At 68.1% G+C, this 16,406-nt stretch carries 19 protein-coding genes; 11 read left to right on the top strand and 8 right to left on the bottom strand.

Going from position 1 to position 16,406, the window contains the following annotated elements; all coding sequences use genetic code 11:
* Window positions 1-936 carry a LysR substrate-binding domain-containing protein gene (locus KIT86_RS07280; protein WP_297396734.1) on the top strand — a complete coding sequence of 312 codons (936 nt, stop codon included), beginning with the start codon at window positions 1-3 and terminating at the stop codon, window positions 934-936.
* A gap of 18 nt (window positions 937-954) precedes the next feature.
* Here the strand turns inward: KIT86_RS07280 and KIT86_RS07275 are convergent, their stop codons facing one another.
* The 4 genes from KIT86_RS07275 to KIT86_RS07260 all read right to left on the bottom strand — a co-directional run bounded on the left by KIT86_RS07275 (window position 955) and on the right by KIT86_RS07260 (window position 5,594).
* On the bottom strand, window positions 955-1,929 hold the full coding sequence (locus KIT86_RS07275) for a tripartite tricarboxylate transporter substrate binding protein (protein ID WP_297396731.1): 975 nt from the start codon (window positions 1,927-1,929) through the stop codon (window positions 955-957).
* Window positions 1,930-1,960: 31 nt separating this feature from the next.
* Window positions 1,961-3,133 carry a tricarballylate utilization 4Fe-4S protein TcuB gene (gene tcuB / locus KIT86_RS07270; protein ID WP_297396729.1) on the bottom strand — a complete coding sequence of 391 codons (1,173 nt, stop codon included), beginning with the start codon at window positions 3,131-3,133 and terminating at the stop codon, window positions 1,961-1,963.
* On the bottom strand, window positions 3,120-4,538 hold the full coding sequence (gene tcuA, locus KIT86_RS07265; RefSeq protein WP_297396725.1) for an FAD-dependent tricarballylate dehydrogenase TcuA: 1,419 nt from the start codon (window positions 4,536-4,538) through the stop codon (window positions 3,120-3,122). Before tcuA ends, tcuB begins: the two co-directional genes overlap by 14 nt.
* Window positions 4,539-4,634: 96 nt before the next feature.
* Window positions 4,635-5,594: a LysR substrate-binding domain-containing protein gene (locus KIT86_RS07260; protein WP_297396722.1), complete on the bottom strand. Its 960-nt coding sequence runs from the start codon at window positions 5,592-5,594 to the stop codon at window positions 4,635-4,637.
* Window positions 5,595-5,730: 136 nt separating this feature from the next.
* On the opposite strand from KIT86_RS07260, the gene KIT86_RS07255 reads away from it, so the two are divergent.
* The 6 genes from KIT86_RS07255 (at window position 5,731) to KIT86_RS07230 (ending at window position 10,200) form a co-directional block, all read left to right on the top strand.
* A complete protein-coding gene (locus KIT86_RS07255; RefSeq protein WP_297396720.1) occupies window positions 5,731-6,327 on the top strand; it encodes a TetR/AcrR family transcriptional regulator in 597 nt (198 codons plus the stop codon).
* A gap of 104 nt (window positions 6,328-6,431) precedes the next feature.
* A complete protein-coding gene (locus tag KIT86_RS07250) occupies window positions 6,432-7,139 on the top strand; it encodes an SDR family oxidoreductase (protein ID WP_297396717.1) in 708 nt (235 codons plus the stop codon).
* Window positions 7,140-7,152: 13 nt separating this feature from the next.
* Complete coding sequence (locus KIT86_RS07245; protein WP_297396714.1) at window positions 7,153-8,538, top strand: MATE family efflux transporter; 1,386 nt, start codon at window positions 7,153-7,155, stop codon at window positions 8,536-8,538.
* A 26-nt stretch (window positions 8,539-8,564) separates the two neighbouring features.
* On the top strand, window positions 8,565-8,984 hold the full coding sequence (locus KIT86_RS07240) for a PaaI family thioesterase (protein WP_297396711.1): 420 nt from the start codon (window positions 8,565-8,567) through the stop codon (window positions 8,982-8,984).
* 120 nt (window positions 8,985-9,104) lie between these two features.
* Window positions 9,105-9,470 carry a DUF4148 domain-containing protein gene (locus tag KIT86_RS07235; protein WP_297396709.1) on the top strand — a complete coding sequence of 122 codons (366 nt, stop codon included), beginning with the start codon at window positions 9,105-9,107 and terminating at the stop codon, window positions 9,468-9,470.
* A gap of 85 nt (window positions 9,471-9,555) precedes the next feature.
* Window positions 9,556-10,200, top strand: a complete 645-nt coding sequence (locus KIT86_RS07230) for a PolC-type DNA polymerase III (protein ID WP_297396707.1) — start codon at window positions 9,556-9,558, stop codon at window positions 10,198-10,200.
* Here KIT86_RS07230 and KIT86_RS07225 read toward each other — a convergent pair.
* Window positions 10,181-10,654, bottom strand: a complete 474-nt coding sequence (locus KIT86_RS07225) for a hypothetical protein (protein WP_297396704.1) — start codon at window positions 10,652-10,654, stop codon at window positions 10,181-10,183. The two genes, KIT86_RS07230 and KIT86_RS07225, sit on opposite strands and share 20 nt — an antisense overlap.
* A 204-nt stretch (window positions 10,655-10,858) precedes the next feature.
* Between KIT86_RS07225 and KIT86_RS07220 the strand changes: the two genes are divergently transcribed.
* Window positions 10,859-11,956: a 3-deoxy-7-phosphoheptulonate synthase gene (locus KIT86_RS07220; RefSeq protein WP_297396700.1), complete on the top strand. Its 1,098-nt coding sequence runs from the start codon at window positions 10,859-10,861 to the stop codon at window positions 11,954-11,956.
* Window positions 11,957-11,960: 4 nt separating this feature from the next.
* Window positions 11,961-12,989: a patatin-like phospholipase family protein gene (locus KIT86_RS07215; RefSeq protein ID WP_297396697.1), complete on the top strand. Its 1,029-nt coding sequence runs from the start codon at window positions 11,961-11,963 to the stop codon at window positions 12,987-12,989.
* Window positions 12,990-13,002: 13 nt separating this feature from the next.
* On the opposite strand, the gene infA is transcribed toward KIT86_RS07215, so the two are convergent.
* From infA to KIT86_RS07200, 3 genes are all read right to left on the bottom strand, one after another.
* On the bottom strand, window positions 13,003-13,257 hold the full coding sequence (gene infA, locus KIT86_RS07210; RefSeq protein ID WP_056265133.1) for a translation initiation factor IF-1: 255 nt from the start codon (window positions 13,255-13,257) through the stop codon (window positions 13,003-13,005).
* 28 nt (window positions 13,258-13,285) lie between these two features.
* Window positions 13,286-13,504: a hypothetical protein gene (locus KIT86_RS07205; protein WP_297396688.1), complete on the bottom strand. Its 219-nt coding sequence runs from the start codon at window positions 13,502-13,504 to the stop codon at window positions 13,286-13,288.
* Between the two features lie 403 nt (window positions 13,505-13,907).
* On the bottom strand, window positions 13,908-15,074 hold the full coding sequence (locus KIT86_RS07200) for a hybrid sensor histidine kinase/response regulator (protein WP_297396686.1): 1,167 nt from the start codon (window positions 15,072-15,074) through the stop codon (window positions 13,908-13,910).
* Between the two features lie 84 nt (window positions 15,075-15,158).
* Here KIT86_RS07200 and KIT86_RS07195 point away from each other — a divergent pair, with 84 nt between their 5' ends.
* Window positions 15,159-15,551 (top strand): hypothetical protein, encoded by a 393-nt coding sequence (locus KIT86_RS07195; protein WP_297396683.1) that lies wholly within the window; start codon window positions 15,159-15,161, stop codon window positions 15,549-15,551.
* A gap of 181 nt (window positions 15,552-15,732) precedes the next feature.
* A complete protein-coding gene (locus tag KIT86_RS07190) occupies window positions 15,733-16,365 on the top strand; it encodes a response regulator transcription factor (RefSeq protein WP_297396681.1) in 633 nt (210 codons plus the stop codon).
* Window positions 16,366-16,406: the final 41 nt, after the last annotated feature.

Genomic DNA, 16,406 nt, shown 5'->3' with positions numbered 1-16,406 from the left:
ATGGACCTGCGACAACTCAAGTACTTCGTGCAGATCGTGGAAAGCGGCAGCCTGGCCAAGGCCTCGCGCCAGCTCTACATCGCGCAGCCGGCGCTGAGCCAGCACGTGGCCAAGCTCGAAGCCGAGGTGGGCAAGCCGCTGCTGATCCGCACCGCCAAGGGTGTGACGCCGACCGAGAACGGCGCGGCCCTGCACCACCACGCGCGCTTCATGCTGCGCCAGCTCGACCAGGCGCTGTCCATCGCGCGGCAGGAGCCTGGCACGGTGCACGGCATGGTGTCGGTGGGCCTGGCGGCGACCACGGTGTGCGCGGTGGGCGTGCCCTTCATGCGCCGCATCCGCGAGAAGTACCCGGGCATCGTGCTCAACGTGGTGGAGGGCATGAGCGGTCACCTGGCGCAGATGATGCGGCTGGGCCAGCTGGACCTGGCCATCCTCTTCAGCCGCGATGCCGTGCCCGACCTGCCCGCCGAACCGCTGGTGGAGGAGGAACTGTTCGTGATGCTGCCCGGTGACAGCGATCTGGTGGCGCCCCGGCGCATCAAGCTCAGCTTCGCGGAGACGGCCGAGCTGCCGCTGATCCTGCCCACCGGCATCCACGGCCTGCGCCGCCTGATCTCCGCCGAGTTCGAACGGCGCAACCTGACCACGCGCATCGTGGCCGAGATCGATTCGCTCTCGCTGCTGATGACCTGCGTGCGCGACGGCATGGGGGCGACCATCAAGCCCATGTCGGCCGCGCTGCTCGAAGGCCAGATGCGCAAGGACTGGCGCACGCTGGCGTTTTCCGACGCCGACATGAAGCGGCCGAACTACCTGTTTTCGGTGGTGGCCGACCGGCTCACGCCCGCGGCGGCGGCGGTGCGCGCGGAGTTGCGGGAGACGGTGAAGGACCTGGTGGCGAGCGGGGCCTGGCGCGGCGTGAACCTGATCTGAGCGCCGCGGCTCTGCGCCTCAGTTCGCCGTGATCTTGCGCTCGCGCACGATCGCACCCCACTTCGCGTCTTCTTTCTTCATGAACTCAGTGAGCTCGGCACGGCTGGTGGGTTGGGGCGTGAGGCCGTGTTCGTTGAGGGCGGCCTTCACCTCGGCGTCGTTGAGGGCCTTGACGATCTCCTGGTTCCAGCGGTCGAGCAGGGCCACGGGGGTCTTGCCCGGGGCCACGAAGGCATACCAGTTCAGCGCTTCGAAGCCAGGGTAACCGACTTCGGCGACGGTGGGGATGTTAGGCAGATAGGCCGGCCGGGTCGGCCCCGTGGTGGCCAGCGGCACAAGTTTGCCGGTTTCGATGTGCGGCAAGGCCGTCGGTGGGGCCGAGAAGTAGGAAGCGACGCGCTCGCCGAGCAGGTCCTGCAGCGCGGGCGCGCCGCCCTTGTAGGGAACGTGGACCATGTTGATGCCAGCGCGCTGGTTGAAGAGTTCACCGGCGAGGTGCGAGGCGGAGCCGGCGCCCGTGGAGGCGAAGTCCAGACTGCCTGGCTTTTTCTTTTCGAGCGCCACGAATTCGGCCAGGGTCCTCACCCCCAAGCCTTTGCGCGCCACCAGGACGTTCGGAAAGTTCACGCCGCCGGAGACGGGGGCCAGGTCTTTGAACGGGTCGTAGGGCAGCTTCATCAGGTGCGGTGCGATGGTCAGCGGTCCGATCGACCCGAACAGCAGCACTGTTCCGTCGGGCGCCGCGTTGGCGACGAACTGGTGGGCGATGTTGCCCCCCGCGCCGCCCTTGTTGTCGACCACCACCGACTGGCCGATGTTGGTCGCCAGCTTTTTCGCGATCAGGCGGGCGGCCGCATCGGCGGCTCCGCCGGCCGCAAAACCCACCACCAGCGTGACCGGTTTCTTGGGTGGAAAGTCCTGGGCCTGCGCATGACCGAGCGCCAGGGTGGCGGTCGCGAGCACGGTGGCCCACAGCAGTTGTCGTTTGTTCATCGTGGGGTCTTCTTTCTGGGGTGGGGGAAATTCAGTCCGCGCTCAAGCCCACGGGATTGGGTTGCCGCTTCTCCACCGCAAACCGCAGCAGCGAGGCCGTGCGGAACACGCCGTGCGCGAACTTGCCGTAGGGCAGGGTGGCGAACAGGGCCATGACCGCGCCCAGGTGCAGGCAGAGCATGACCGCCAGGGCCGGTGTGCCGCGCGCGAGCCACAGCGCCAGGCCGGTGGCGCTGGTGAGGAAGAGCAGGGCGATGAAGCCCAGGTCCATGGGCTTTTGCGCCAGGTCGCCGTGCAGCGGGTGGCGGCGCCGGTTCAGGCGCCACAGGCCGGCGGTGCCCATGAGCAGGCTCACGCCACCGACGACGCCGAGCAGCTTGGGCAGGCTGGGCAGCTCGTAGGGCGCGACCCAGCCGAACACGTAGTGGTAGAGCGTGGCCACGCTGGTGGCGGCGAAGCAGAGCAGGAAGCCGTAGAAGGTGAGGTGGTGGTAGCGGCGGCGTGAGAGCGTGTAGGCGTCGTCTTCGTTGTGGCAACCGTCGCCGTGGCCGCCATCGAGGTACTTGAGGCGCAATGCGTCGTGCGTGGCTTCGGTGGTGGCGGGCAGGCTCAGCGGTGCGCCGCTGGTGGCGGGGGTCACGTCGCGCCAGAAGCGGGTGACGCCCATGCCGAGCGCGAACACCACGAACAGGAACACCGGCGCAAACAGGCCGACGAGCAGGTTGTGCGGGAAGAGGTTGTAGAAGTTGCCGCCCAGGTCGCTGGGCCACAGGCTGCCTTTGAGGGCGACGGCGAGCAGCAGGAAGAGCGCCAGGCCTGCGGCGAGCGCGACGCTGAGCGTGAGACCGTTGCGCTGGTAGAGCCGGCCCAGCGCGGGTGGCCAGGCGTAGTCGGCGTAGGTCTGCCCACGCACCTCGGCCATGGCCTTGGGCACGTTGACGGCGAATTCGTGCGGCGGTGCGTACTGGCAGGCGTGCAGGCAGGCACCGCAGTTGTGGCAGAGGTTGGCGAGGAAGTGGATGTCGGCCTTGCCGAATTCGAGCCGGCGCGTCATGGCGGGGAAGACGGCGCAGAAGCCTTCGCAGTAGCGGCAGGCGTTGCAGATCTGCATCTGGCGCGCCGCTTCGGTTTCAGGTGCCGAGAGCACGATGTCGCCCTGGGCGAGCGCGCGCGCGTCGCGGGCGAGGGCTTCAAGCGCTTGCATGCTGCGCTCCCTTCACGGCGGCCTTGGCGGCGTTCGTGCCGGCGATGCGGCCGAAGGCGGTGCCGATGGACATGCCCACCCCGGCGGTGTAGCCCTTGCCGAGCACGTTGCCGGCCATCATCTCGCCGGCCACGAAGAGGTTGGGGCTGGGCTGGTCGTGAAAGCGCACGGCGGCGGTGTCGTCGGTGCGCAGGCCGAGGTAGGTGAAGGTGATGCCGGGGCGCAGCGCGTACCCGTAGAAGGGCGCGGTGTCGATGGGGCGGGCCCAGTGGGTCTTGGCCGGCACCACGCCTTCGGTGTGGCAGTCGTCGAGCGCGGTGTGGTCGAAGCTGCCGACGCGGCAGGCGGCGTTGTAGTCGTTCAGGGTCTGCATGAAGGTGGATTCGTTCAGGCCGAGCTGGCGCGCGAGCTCGGGCAGGGTGTCGGCTTTCACACCGGGGAAGACGGGGGGCATGAAGCGGCCGATGGCCTTGCTGTCGATGATGGAGTAGCCGATTTGCTGCGGCTGCTGGGCAACCAGCCGGCCCCAGATGGCGTAGCGTTTGGGCCAGAAGTCTTCGCCTTCGTCGTAGAAGCGGCGCGCTTCGCTGTTGACCACCACGCCGAGCGAGACGCAGTCGATGCGGGTGCAGATGCCACCGTCGTACAAAGGCGCGCGCGCGTCGATGGCGACCATGTGGGCCTGCGTGGGGTCGCCAATGCGGTCGGCGCCGTGGTCGTCGAGCAGGTGCTTGAGCAGCACGCCCTGGTTGTAGGCCGTGCCGCGGATGAGGAAGTTGTCGGCCGGCCATTCGCCCCGCTCGTTCTGGCCCCAGGCTTCGCGCAGCCAGGCGCGGTCGGACTCGAAGCCGCCGGCGGCGAGCACGCAGCTGCGGGCGGTGATGCGTTCGCCGCTGCGCGTGAGCGCGGCGACGAAGCGGCCGTTGTCGAGCTCGATGCGCTCCACCGGCGTTTCGTAGCGCACGCGCACGCCGAGCTTTTCGGCGCTGCGGTAGTAGGCGTTGACCAGGGCCTTGCCGCCGCCCATGAAGAAGGCGTTGGTGCGCGCGACGTGCAGCGCGCCCGAGAGCGGCGGCTGGAAGTGCACGCCGTGCTTTCGCATCCAGTCGCGGCAGGTGGAGGAGGCGCGGATGGTCAGGCGCGCCAGGTGTTCGTTGGTCTGGCCGCCGGTGACCTTGAGCAGGTCTTGCCAGAACTCTTCTTCGGGGTAGGCCTCGACCAGCACGTCCTGCGGCGCGTCGTGCATGCAGCGCAGGTTGCGGGTGTGGCCGGAGTTGCCGCCCCGCCATTCGCGCGGCGCGGCTTCCAGCAGCAGCACGCTGGCGCCGGCTTCGCGCGCCATCAGGGCGGCGCACAAGGCGGCGTTGCCGCCGCCGATCACCAGGACATCGGGTTGTTCCAACAAAGATCGCTCCTCACGGCTTGCCGGGAACGCCCGGCCATGGTGCGCACTGTAGGGAGCAAAGGGTCGCCGGTGAAGCTCATCGGCGGCATGGGGGCATCACGGATCGTGATGCCAGAGCTGGGTACCCGGCCAGTGGCCTTCCTGCACCAGGGCCTGAAGGGTGTCGCGGATCACGATCCGGGTGGCCAGGGCGGCGGGCGAGAGCTCGTCCTCGGACAGGCTGCACAGCAGGTTGACGCGGCTGGCCTGCGGATCGTCGATGCGCACGAGCGTGTAGCGCCCGGCGGCCTGCGGCCCGGGGCCCACGGCGGCGCGCGGCTGCAGGGTGGCGCCCAGCCCTGCGTCCACCGCCCGCATCACCAGCGAGAGCGAATCCACTTCCAGCACCACGCGCGGGACGACGCCGGCCTGGGCAAAGGCGGTGTCCAGCGCGCTGCGCAGGCCATGCGGGCCGGTGGGCAGGATGAGCGGCTCGTCGGCGAGGTCGGCCAGGCGCATGTGGGACGGGCGCGGCTCGTGATCGCGCCGCGGCGAGATCAGGAACAAATCCTCCGACAGCAGGGGCAGCACCTGCCAGAGGCGGCTACCGCGGCCGTCGGGCTGGGCCTGCAGGCGGGCGTCGAACAGCACGGCCAGGTCGAGTTCGCGCGCGTTGAGCATGGCCGCGAGGTGGCCGGACATGCTCTCCACCATGTGCAGGCGCACGTCCGGATAGCGTGCCTGCATGGCCTGGATCAACGGCAGGCCGAGCATGGCGGCGGTCGTGGGCGCCAGGCCCACGCTGACGGTGCCCGAAAGGCGCGCCTGTTGCGCAGCGCGCACGGCCTGGGCGGCATGGCGCAAGGTGAGCTGGGCTTCGCGGAAGAAGGCGGCACCGGCGTCGGTGGGCACCACGCCGCGCGGCGTGCGCTGCAGCAGGCGGGTGCTGAGCTCGCTCTCCAGGCGGCTGATCTGCTGGCTCAGGGCGGACTGCACGAGGTCCAGGTCGATCGCGGCCCGGCCCATGGAGCCCAGTTCCACCACCCGCACGAAGTAGCGCAGTTGTCGCAGTTCCACAGCGCCTCCGAGGTTGTTTGCCATCACACATCGTGATGGCCCGGATGATCGCATGGGCGCCGGGGCCGGGCGCGGCGGTGCCGTTGATCGGGAGCAATATGATGATCATCATATTTCTGGCTAGAATCGCGCCACCATGGAAATCGCCCCCAACCGCAAGGCCCTCACCCACGAGCGCATCGTCGAGACCGCAGCGCGGGCGATCCGGCGCGCCGGCTTCCAGGGTGTGGGCGTGGCCGACATCATGAAAGAAGCGGGCCTCACCCACGGCGGCTTCTACGCCCACTTCGCCTCGCGCGACGCGCTGCTGGCCGAGGCGCTGGCGCACGCCGGGCAGCAGAGCGCGGCGCGCATGGCCAAGGGCAATGCAGCGCGCGAGGCCGAGGGCGCGAGCCCGTTTCGCGCGCTGGTGGAAGGCTACCTGTCGGAGCGCCACCTCAGCGGCACCGAGAACGGCTGCGCGGTCGCGGCCCTGGTGTCGGAAATGCCGCGCCAGTCGCCCGACGTGCGGGCGGCGGCGGCCGCCCGCGTGCGCGGGCTGGTGGCGGTGGTGGAGAAGGCGCTGCCCGAGGGCGCGGCCCCGGGTCTGGCCGCCGCCATCGCCAGCCAGATGGTGGGCGCGCTGCAGCTGGCGCGCACCCTGGGCGACAACGCCGAGGGCCAGGCCCTGCTGGCCGACAACCGCCGCCTCCTGCTGGCGCAGCACGACAGGTCTTCCTCCTCTTCGGCCTGAAGCGCTGCCCCTCGTTGTTCATGCGATCCGTTTTTCTTCGCCCACCAATATGACGATCGTCATATCCAACCTTTCTCCCTTCTTTCATTGACTGGACCTTGACCATGCAGCTTCACAACGCTTCCGTTCTCATCACCGGTGCCAACCGGGGCATCGGCCTGGCCTTCGCGCGCGAGGCGCTGGCGCGCGGCGCGCGCAAGGTGTACGCCGGGGCGCGCAACCCGGCCAGCGTGACGCTGCCTGGCGTGGAGCCGATCGCGCTGGACGTGACCGACCCGGCGGCGGTGTCCGCCGCGGCGCGCCTGGCCAGCGACGTGACGCTGGTGATCAACAACGCGGGCATCGCGTCGTTCGGGGGCTTCCTCGCCGACGGCAGCGAAGCCTCGGCGCGCGCCCACATGGAGACGAACTTCTTCGGCCTGCTGCGCGTGAGCCAGGCCTTTGCGCCGGTGCTGGCCGCCAACGGCGGCGGCGCGCTGCTCAATGTGCTGTCGGTGGCGAGCTGGATCAACTCGCCCATGCTGTCGGTGTACGGCGCGAGCAAGTCCGCCGCCTGGGCGCTCACGAACGGGTTGCGCCACGACCTGCGCGGGCAGGGCACGCAGGTGCTGGGCCTGCACATGGGTTTCGTGGACACCGACCTCACGCGCGGCATCGAGATGCCCAAGTCCACGCCCGAGGCGATCGTGCGCCGCGCCTTCGAGGCGCTGGAAGCGGGCGCGGAGGAAGTGTTGGCCGACGAGCTGACGCAACAGGTCAAGCGTGGCCTCTCGGCCGAGCCGGGCGTCTACCTGCGCGACGCGCGCGCGTGACCGGAGCCCCGCCATGAGCGCCGTCCTGCCCGTCGAAGCGCCGCGCGCCGACCCCGCCCAGACCCGTGTGCAGCAGATGCTGCACGCGCCGCTGCTGCCCACGCTGTTGCGGCTGGCCACGCCCAATGTGATGGGCCTGTTCGCCATGACCATCGTGATCGGCTACGACGGCTACATCCTCGGCCTGGTGGGTGCGGACGCGCTCGCCGGCATCGCGCTGGTGTTCCCGTTGTCGATGCTGATGCTGCAGATGTCGGCCGGCGGGATCGGTGGCGCGACCACCGCGGCCGTGGCGCGCGCGCTGGGCGCGGGCCGGCAGGAGGAGGCGGGCCGGCTGGCGCAGCAGAGCTTGCTGATCGCATCGCTGCTGGCCGCGCTGTTCATGGTGGGCATGCTCGGTGCCGGGCGCGGCATCTTCGCCGCCATGGGCGGCCGTGGTGCGGCGCTGGAGGCGGCGCTGGCGTATTCGAACGCGCTGTTCGCGGGCGCGGCGGTGATCTGGTTCACCAATGTGCTGGCCGCCGTGGTGCGCGGCGCGGGCAACATGCTGCTGCCCTCGCTGTTGCTGGTGGCCACCGCGCTGCTGCACCTGGGCCTGAGCCCGTTGCTGGTGTTCGGCTGGGGCCCGGTGCCGGGCATCGGCGTGGCCGGTGCGGCCCTGAGCACCCTCACGGTGAACGCGCTGTCGGCGCTGGTGATGGTGGCCTGGCTGTTGCGCCGCGACGGCGCGGTGCACCTGGGGCGCACGCCCTGGTGGCCCCGGTGGTCGCTGTGGCGCGAGGTCCTTCGCGTGGGCCTGCCGGCTTCGCTCAGCCCGGTGATCAGCAACGCCTCCATCGCCGTGGCCACGGCATTCGTGGGCCACTACGGCACGGCGGCGCTTGCCGGCTACGGCGTGGCGGCGCGGCTGGAGTACATCCTGGTGCCCATCGCGTTCGGCTTTGGCACCGCGCTGACGGCGATGGTGGCAACCAACATGGGCGCAGGGCAGGCCCCGCGCGCGGTGCGCGTGGCCTGGGCCGGTGGCGCGGTGGTGGCGGCCATCACGGGCGCCATCGGCGCGGCGACCGCGATCGCGCCCGGGCTGTGGATGAACCTCTTCACGCAGGACGCCACGGTGCGGGCCTTCGGCGCGAGCTACCTGAACATCGTGGGCGGTTGCTACGGCTTCTTCGGCCTGGGCCTGGCGCTGTTCTTCGCCTCGCAGGGTGCGGGTCGCATGTTCTGGCCGCTCGCGGGCAGCATGGGGCGCCTGCTCATCCTGATCGTGGGCGGCTGGCTCTGCGTGCAGGTGTTCCAGACCTCGGCCAGCGGCCTGTTCGCGGTGGTCGCGCTCAGCCTGGTCGTTTATGGTTCCACGCTCGCCATCGCGATCCGGCTGGGCAGCTGGACGCGCTGAACCCCATCTTCACAGGAGACCCCCGCATGACCGATCTCACCCAACAATTCAACCAGCGCGGCGTGGGCAAACTGCCGGGCCATCTCGGCCTGGTTTTCACGCAGGTGAGCCCGCAGGAGGTGCGCGCCGAGCTCGCCGTGCAGCCCCACACCATGGCGCCCAACGGCTTCCTGCACGCGGGCAGCGTGGTCACGCTGGCCGACACGGCCTGCGGCTATGGCTGCGTGGCCAACCTGCCCAAGGAGGCCCAGGGCTTCACCACCATCGAACTCAAGAGCAACCACCTGGGCACGGCGCTGGAGGGCACCATCGACTGCGTGGCCAGGCCCGCCCACCTGGGCCGCACCACGCAGGTGTGGGACGCGGTGGTCACGCACCGCGAAACGGGCAAGACGATTGCCTTGTTCCGCTGCACGCAGATGGTGCTGTACCCCAAGGCGGGTTGAAGGCTCAGGGCTTGCAGCGCAAGGGCCCATGAAAAATGGGTTGAATCCAGTGGGGACTTGGGCGCGTATCCAGTGGGCAAGTCAACGCCGGATCGCCGGCACAACCCCAAGGAGTCCCTCATGAAGTTCACCCGCCTCTCCCTCATCGCCCTGGCCCTGTCCACCGCTTCCGCCGGCATGGCGCTGGCCGCAGACGCCGCTTCGCCCAAGACGCGCGACCAGGTGCGCGCCGAACTCGCCCAGGCGCAGCGCGACGGCACCCTGATCGCCGATGGCCAGACCGGCGCCACCTACCGCGATCTGAACCCGGGCCGCTACGCCACCATGCCCATGGTGTCGATGAAGACCCGCGCCGACGTGCAGGCCGAACTGCGCACGGCCTGGTCACGCGGTGAACTGGTGGCCGACGGCCAGACCGGCCTCACCTACCGCGAACAGGCGCCGCATCGCTACGCGCCGCAGACGCTGGTGGTGGTTCAGCGCTGAACGGCCCACGCACCGAGGCCCCGGCGTCCTTCTGGGCGGCCGGGGCTTCGGTGCGTGGTGCTCGCGCCGCGATACAGTTCGTCCCATGTCCCGCATCGCCGTCATCGACTTCGAAACCACTGGTATCTCGCCCACGATGGGCGACCGCGCCACCGAGGTGGCCATCGTCATCACCGAACAGGGGCGTGTGGTGGACCGCTACCAGAGCCTGATGAACGCAGGGGTGCGCATCCCGTCTTTCATCACGCAGCTGACCGGCATCACCAACGCCATGATCGAGACCGCTCCGCCGGCCGACAGCGTGATGCGCGACGCCGCGCGCTTCGTGGGCGATGTGCCCATGGTGGCGCACAACGCGGCCTTCGACCGCCGCTTCTGGATGGCCGAACTCGAGCGCGCGGGTGCCCAGGCGGCGCAGCCTTTTGCGTGCACGGTGCTGCTCTCGCGCCGGCTCTACCCGCAGGCGCCGAGCCACAAGCTGGGTTCACTGGTGGACTTTTTCCGGCTGCCGCGCACGGGCCAGGCGCACCGGGCCTTGGCCGACGCCGAAATGGCGGCCGAGCTGCTGGGCCGCATCCAGCACGACCTGCGCGAGCGCCATGGGGTGAGCGAACCCGATCACGGCTTCCTGATGGCCCTGCAACGCTGCGCCCGCACCGCCGTGCCCCGCTTCATCCAGACGCACACCCAGCGACCGGACACGCAGGCCTTCAAACCACACGCAGCTTGAACTGGACGATCACCGCGCCGTCGATCTTCCCCATCGAGGGAATGATGCCGACGTTGACGCCGTAACGCCGGCCTTCCCAGGTGGCCATGGGCAGGGCGGCAAAGAAGGTGCCTCCCCTGGCGAGCGAGGGGTAGCCGTTCATGACCCCCAGCGTGCCCCCGAGCTTGATCGGTCCCAGGGACCAGGGCTGCCAGTTCATCGCCACGTACGAGGTGGTCTTGTTCACGCTGTTGTCGTAGGCACCGGCCATGAACGACACCTCAGCGCTGGTGCGGTACTCGGCGCCCAGGCCAAGGTTGTTCTCGTTGTAGCCGCTGTGGCGGGAAAAGTGGCGCGAGAAGCCGCCCACGTTGATCCAGACCTCGTGCTGAAAGGGCTCCAGCACCATCGCGGTTGGCGCATCGGGCGCTGTCGTCTGCGCCAGCGCCGGGCCGCTGCCCAGGCACACTGCCACGAGTCCAAGGTAAAAAGTCCGCATCGTCTTCATCGTCTTGCCCATCTTTCATCGCCCAAACAGTGGGCCTGTCTCTGTCTATGTCGACCGCGCGCTTCGTCCTCTGAAACCGCCCATGCCCCAGAATCCACCGAACGTGACTTTTTCGCGCGCCCGCGGACCTCGGGCCGCCCTTTTGTCATCAGCCCGACATTTCGATCTGCCATGAAAACCCACACCCCACACGCCGTTCTGTCCACCCACGACACCACCCGCATCGACGACCTGCGCATCGGCGCGGTGCGCCCGCTCATCACTCCGGCCCTGCTGCAGGAATGGCTGCCCGCGCCCGATCCCGCGCAAGCCCTGGTGGAGAGCAGCCGCGCGGCCATCTCGCGCGTGCTGCATGGTCAGGACGACCGGCTCGTGGTCGTGGTGGGTCCCTGCTCCATCCACGACCATGCGCAGGCCATCGAATACGCCAAGCGTCTCAAGGCACAGGCCGATGCACTGCAGGCCGATCTGCTGGTGGTCATGCGCGTCTACTTCGAGAAGCCGCGCACCACCGTGGGCTGGAAGGGCTACATCAACGACCCGCACCTCGACGGCAGCTTCGCGATCAACGAAGGGCTGGAGATGGCGCGCGCGCTGTTGCTGGAAGTGCTGGCACTGGGTCTGCCGGTGGGCACCGAATTCCTGGACCTGCTCAGCCCGCAGTTCATCAGCGACCTGGTGAGCTGGGGCGCGATCGGCGCGCGCACCACGGAGAGCCAGAGCCACCGGCAGTTGGCCAGCGGCCTGAGTTGCCCGGTGGGCTTCAAGAACGGCACGGACGGCGGCGTCAAGGTCGCCTCCGACGCGATCCAGGCCGCGCGCGCCTCGCACGCCTTCATGGGCATGACCAAGATGGGGCAGGCCGCGATCTTCGAGACGCGTGGCAACGACGACTGCCACGTGATCCTGCGCGGCGGCGCGCAGCCCAACTACAGCGCCGCAGACGTCGCCGCCGCCTGCGGCCTGCTGCAGAAGGCCGGCCTGCGCGAACAGGTGATGGTCGACGTCTCGCACGCCAACAGCAGCAAGCAGCACCGCCGGCAGATCGATGTGGCGGCCGACGTGGCCGCACAGATCGGCGCGGGCGAACGCCGCATCGTGGGTGTGATGATCGAGAGCCACCTGCTCGAGGGCCGACAGGACATCGTGCCCGGCCAGCCCCTGCAGCACGGCGTGAGCGTGACCGACGCCTGCATCTCGTTCGAGCAGACCGTCCCGGTGCTCGACGGCCTGGCGGCCGCGGTGCGGGCGCGGCGCGCGCGCGGGTAGGCCCATGGCCTTTCGCTGGCGCGGCCCGCCGACCGTCAACCTGGCCCTCCAAGGCGGTGGCGCACACGGTGCGTTCACCTGGGGCGTGCTCGATGCCTTGCTGGAGGATGGGCGGCTGCGTTTCGACGGTGTGAGCGGCACCAGCGCAGGCGCCATGAACGCCGTGCTGCTGGCGCAGGGCCTGATGGTCGGCGGACCCGAGGGCGCGCGTGCCGCGCTGCGCGGGTTCTGGAGCGCCGTGGCCGCCAGCCTGCCGTTCGAGGTGGCCCGGCCCACCGCCGACGGCAAGGACATGCGGCTGGCGCCGGCCATGCAGCTGATGCTGCAGTGGACGCACTACTTCTCGCCCGAGCAGCTCAACCCGTTCGACCTCAACCCCCTGCGCAAGATCCTGTCAAGCCAGGTGGACTTCGAAAGCCTGCGCGCGCGCAGCCCGGTCAAGCTGTTCGTGGCGGCCACCAACGTCAACACCGGCAAGCTGCGGCTGTTTCGCTCGGGAGAACTGACGGCCGATGCGGTGCTGGCCTCGGCCTGCCTGCCCACGATGCACCGCAGCGTGGTGATCGACGGCGAGCCGTATTGGGATGGAGGCTACGCCGCCAACCCCGCGGTGTTCCCGCTGTTCCACGAGTGCCGCTCGCGCGACATCCTTCTGGTGATGCTGGCGCCGCTCAAACACAGCGCCGCGCCGCAATCGGCGGCGGACATCAAGAGCCGCATGATGGAACTGGCGTTCAACGCCACCTTCCTGCGCGAAATGCGCATGTTTGCCCACCTGCGCGAGCGCGCGGCCCACAGCGCTTGGTGGCGCCGAGGGGAACTCGACCGGCGCCTGGCCGGCACCCACTTCCATGTGATCGAGGCCAGCGAAGTCATGCGCGAACTGAGCACCGAGAGCAAGGCCGCGGCGAACATGCGCTTTTTTGAAATGCTTTTCGCGCTCGGCCGCGAGCACGGCAGCGCCTGGCTGGCGGCGCATGCCACCGACGTGGGCCTGCGCAGCAGCGCGGACCTGCAGGCCTTGTTCTACTGAGAAAAAGGCGCGATCAGCGCGGCTTGCGCGGCACCATCGGGCCGCGGCCTTCGATGTGGCGGAAGTTGATTCGGCCCTTGGTCAAATCGTAGGGCGAGAGTTCCAGCGACACCCGATCACCCGCCAGGATGCGGATGTGGTTCTTTTTCATCTTGCCGGCCGAATAAGCGATCAGTTGGTGACCGTTGTCCAGCGTGACGCGAAAGCGCGTGTCGGGCAGCACCTCGTTGACGATGCCCATCATGTCGATCAGTTCTTCTTTGGCCATGGTGTTTCCTTTGCTTGAAGTGTATCGGTCAGTTGGGGCGGGCGGAAAGGCGGACCGAGTCGTGCACCCAGTCAATGCCTTGCGCAAGGGCGTAATCGGCCGCCGCATCGTGTGTGGAGAAGGCGCTGTCGAACCGGATCACCCGGTCGGTGGACGCGCTGCCATGGCCGCTGGCAATGGAGACCTGCGCCGCAAAAAAGCCATCCGGCAGAAGACGGGGCAAAGCCGCGATGCGGTACTTGCCCATGGTGACAGGAGACAGTCTCGTGATCGTTGTAGTGTTCGTGTGAATCATCAAAAAAATCGGTGGGCAGGGACGCGCGGTGGGTACCATGGCGTCGCGGAAGCCCGAAGCAAATGACAGGTGGCAGCCCCAAGCGCCGGGGTGCCCCACCGGTTGATCCGATGCCGACAAGGCGCAGATGCGTCAAGCCAGAATCAGCGCACGAGCCACGGCAGAGGCATCGGCAACAGCAGGGAGGAAGAGGCCACGGCGCTGCGAGAAAGCGGTGTGGCAACACCTTGGAGGGGCTGGACCAGCAGCCCCTCTGCCGGGGGCGGTTGCACCCTTGCTGTGAAGCTCGGGTGCGGCTGGTCGCTCAAGGCGACTGCGCAATGTAACACAAAAGCCACAGCCGCGCCAGCGGTGCTCAATAAGTGCTGCTCGGTGCCTGGTGCCCAAACGAAGACAACGTCTCCAGGATGATGTTCGACAGCTTTTCGTAGGGCAGGGGTTTGTAGGCAATGACGACGGCCGTCGCGGTGCTTTCCGGGCCATGGCGGATCTCCACATCGCCGGTCAGCAGAATGGACGGGATCTGCGCCCCGGCCCGCTTGCGGACCCGTTTGATCAGCTCATAGCCGGACAGGCCAGCATCGAGATGGAAGTCCGTCAGAATCAGGTCGATCGGGCTGGACGTCATCTCCAGCTTGGCCTCCAGGCCCACCCAGTCGCATGCGGCAATGACGCGGCAGCCCCACTCCTCCAACGTGCGGGCCATGCTTTCCAGCACGATTTCATCGTTGTCCACGACGACAATGCGCACACCACGAAGGTAGGAGTCCTTGGCAGGTGCGACGACCGCTTGCAGATCCCGGCTGCGCGGCAAGGTCAGGAAGAACGTCGTTCCCTGTCCCACCACCGATTCCACCTGGATGGGCGCCTTGATGAGATCGGCCGTCTGTTTGACGATGGCCAGACCCAGTCCAATTCCATCAACGGTGTCTTTTCGGTAGGGCAGCCGGACAAAGGGTTCAAATATCTTGTTCAGGTCGTCCATCGGTATGCCGATCCCGTCGTCGGCCACACTGATCACCACCGACTGTGGCATTGGAGAGGTCGCGGCGATCCGCACCAGGCCCCGCGAAGAGTACTTGATCGCATTGGACAGCAGGTTCGTCAGGATCGTTCTCAGATGGTGAGGATCGGTCAGCACGTTCAGTTCATGCGCTTCGAAAACGATGCTCAGGCCGCTGGTGGTCGCAGTCTCTTCAAACTCGTTGGCCAGGGAGCTGAACATCTTCTCCAGCGAGACGGCCTCCGACAACGTGGTGACCTGTCCGGAGTTCAGCCGGGTGACCGCCATCAACATGGTGAGGGACTTCGAAAGTGAATTGACCACCTCGTTCACCGCTTCAACCTCCACCTCCGCCGCCCTCAGCGAGGCTTCCAGCACATCGTCCTCCGTCACGACGTACGTGAAGCGCAAGGTTTCCCCGCCGCTGCGGCCTCTGTAATGGGCCACCCGCGCAAGCCAACCGAGCCGAAGCTCGACCTGCGGAGCACCCCACACGCACATCGTTTCGTTAAAGGACACGGCCACTTCGAAGACCTGTCCCACACGCAGACCGCCGCGTTCTTCAACTACGACCTGAGCTGGAGCCACTCGCGGACGCACGGTGTGCGACCGTCGAAGGAACTGGGCGCGCTGACGGAAGTGGGTGTCACGGGTGCGCTGACCGTGGGTGTGAGCAACCAGTGCGTGTTCAACACCTACCCCGGCAATCTCTCGTTCAACTACACCGCGTTCAGCGCCACAACGCAGACCTCGACCACCAGCTTCATGCTGCGCTGCAGTTCGGGCCTGCCTTGGACCATCTCGGTGAGCCCGAATCCCGCGGTGCTTCAAGGTCTTCGCTACACCATCACACCCTCGCCCGCCTCCGGCAGCGGCAACGGCAACACGGGCCAGGCGGTCACGCTCACCGGCAGCATGCAGGCCGGCCAGGCGGGCACCTGCACCGGGTTGACCTGCGCTGGCACCCAGGCCCACACCGTGTTCATCACCTACTGAGCCGCCGCCGGCCCGCGTTCAAAACCTCCATTTCCGATAACGGGGGGAGAGGAGCCAAAATACCGGTCGATGCCCGACCCCTTCGTGCCCCCCTCCAAGCCCTGGCCCGTTCGCGGCGCGCATGGACTGCCGCCCATGCCGCTCGACCGGTGGTCTGAGCGCGAGCAAGCGGAATCTCGCGATGGCTGAAGACCAGCGACGCAGAACGGTTCTGGTGGTGGATGACCACGAACTGGTGAGGCTGGGCTTGCGCCAGGTGATCGTTCAGCACTTCGCCGACCGTTTTCACGTGGCGGAGGCTCCCAACCTGGAGCAGGCCCTGCGGTGGATGCAGCAACGCGCCGAAGATGTGTTGGTGCTGTTGCTCGACCTGAACCTGGGCGACACCCGTGGCCTGACCGGGCTCAAACTCCTGCGCAAGCTCCATCCGAGCCTGCCGATCGTCGTCGTGTCGGGCACCCACGATCCTCGCGTCCGCGAAGAAGCGTTGGCTCACGGTGCATGGGGCTACTTCTGCAAGACGGGCGATGCCGGCGATCTGAAGGGCGTACTGGCAACGATTGAAAGCGCCCGCGCGGCAGGCCAAGGCCCGGGGAATGGCGCTGTGCCGGCCAGCGGCCAGGGTCCAGGCTCCGGCATCGGCCTGACCGGCCGCCAGGTCCAAATTCTGGAACTCTTGCTCAGCGGCCTCGACAACCAGGCGATCGCCGCCGAAACCGGGTTGGCGCTGGGCTCGGTGAAGAACTGCGTGTCGACGATTTTTCTCGTTTTCAACGTTCGATCCCGCGCCGAATTGATCCGGCTGTTTGCCTGAGGCACCGTGGTCTCTGCGCTGCTGGCGAACATCCGACAGGC

Source organism: Hydrogenophaga sp. (assembly GCF_026125825.1).
Classification (GTDB): domain Bacteria; phylum Pseudomonadota; class Gammaproteobacteria; order Burkholderiales; family Burkholderiaceae_C; genus Hydrogenophaga.
The sequence above is the reverse complement of the archived record's forward strand: the minus strand, read 5'-3'. Positions and strand labels throughout refer to the sequence as shown.

Excerpts from the sequence above, each read along its gene's own strand:
- KIT86_RS07220 (WP_297396700.1), top strand. The coding sequence starts at position 10,859 with ATGAAAACCCACACCCCACACGCCGTTCTGTCCACCCACGACACCACC.
- infA (WP_056265133.1), bottom strand. The coding sequence starts at position 13,257 with ATGGCCAAAGAAGAACTGATCGACATGATGGGCATCGTCAACGAGGTG.
- KIT86_RS07240 (WP_297396711.1), top strand. The coding sequence starts at position 8,565 with ATGACCGATCTCACCCAACAATTCAACCAGCGCGGCGTGGGCAAACTG.
- KIT86_RS07205 (WP_297396688.1), bottom strand. The coding sequence starts at position 13,504 with ATGGGCAAGTACCGCATCGCGGCTTTGCCCCGTCTTCTGCCGGATGGC.
- KIT86_RS07230 (WP_297396707.1), top strand. The coding sequence starts at position 9,556 with ATGTCCCGCATCGCCGTCATCGACTTCGAAACCACTGGTATCTCGCCC.
- KIT86_RS07245 (WP_297396714.1), top strand. The coding sequence starts at position 7,153 with ATGAGCGCCGTCCTGCCCGTCGAAGCGCCGCGCGCCGACCCCGCCCAG.
- KIT86_RS07280 (WP_297396734.1), top strand. The coding sequence starts at position 1 with ATGGACCTGCGACAACTCAAGTACTTCGTGCAGATCGTGGAAAGCGGC.
- KIT86_RS07275 (WP_297396731.1), bottom strand. The coding sequence starts at position 1,929 with ATGAACAAACGACAACTGCTGTGGGCCACCGTGCTCGCGACCGCCACC.
- KIT86_RS07250 (WP_297396717.1), top strand. The coding sequence starts at position 6,432 with ATGCAGCTTCACAACGCTTCCGTTCTCATCACCGGTGCCAACCGGGGC.
- tcuB (WP_297396729.1), bottom strand. The coding sequence starts at position 3,133 with ATGCAAGCGCTTGAAGCCCTCGCCCGCGACGCGCGCGCGCTCGCCCAG.
- KIT86_RS07255 (WP_297396720.1), top strand. The coding sequence starts at position 5,731 with ATGGAAATCGCCCCCAACCGCAAGGCCCTCACCCACGAGCGCATCGTC.
- KIT86_RS07190 (WP_297396681.1), top strand. The coding sequence starts at position 15,733 with ATGGCTGAAGACCAGCGACGCAGAACGGTTCTGGTGGTGGATGACCAC.
- KIT86_RS07235 (WP_297396709.1), top strand. The coding sequence starts at position 9,105 with ATGAAGTTCACCCGCCTCTCCCTCATCGCCCTGGCCCTGTCCACCGCT.
- KIT86_RS07215 (WP_297396697.1), top strand. The coding sequence starts at position 11,961 with ATGGCCTTTCGCTGGCGCGGCCCGCCGACCGTCAACCTGGCCCTCCAA.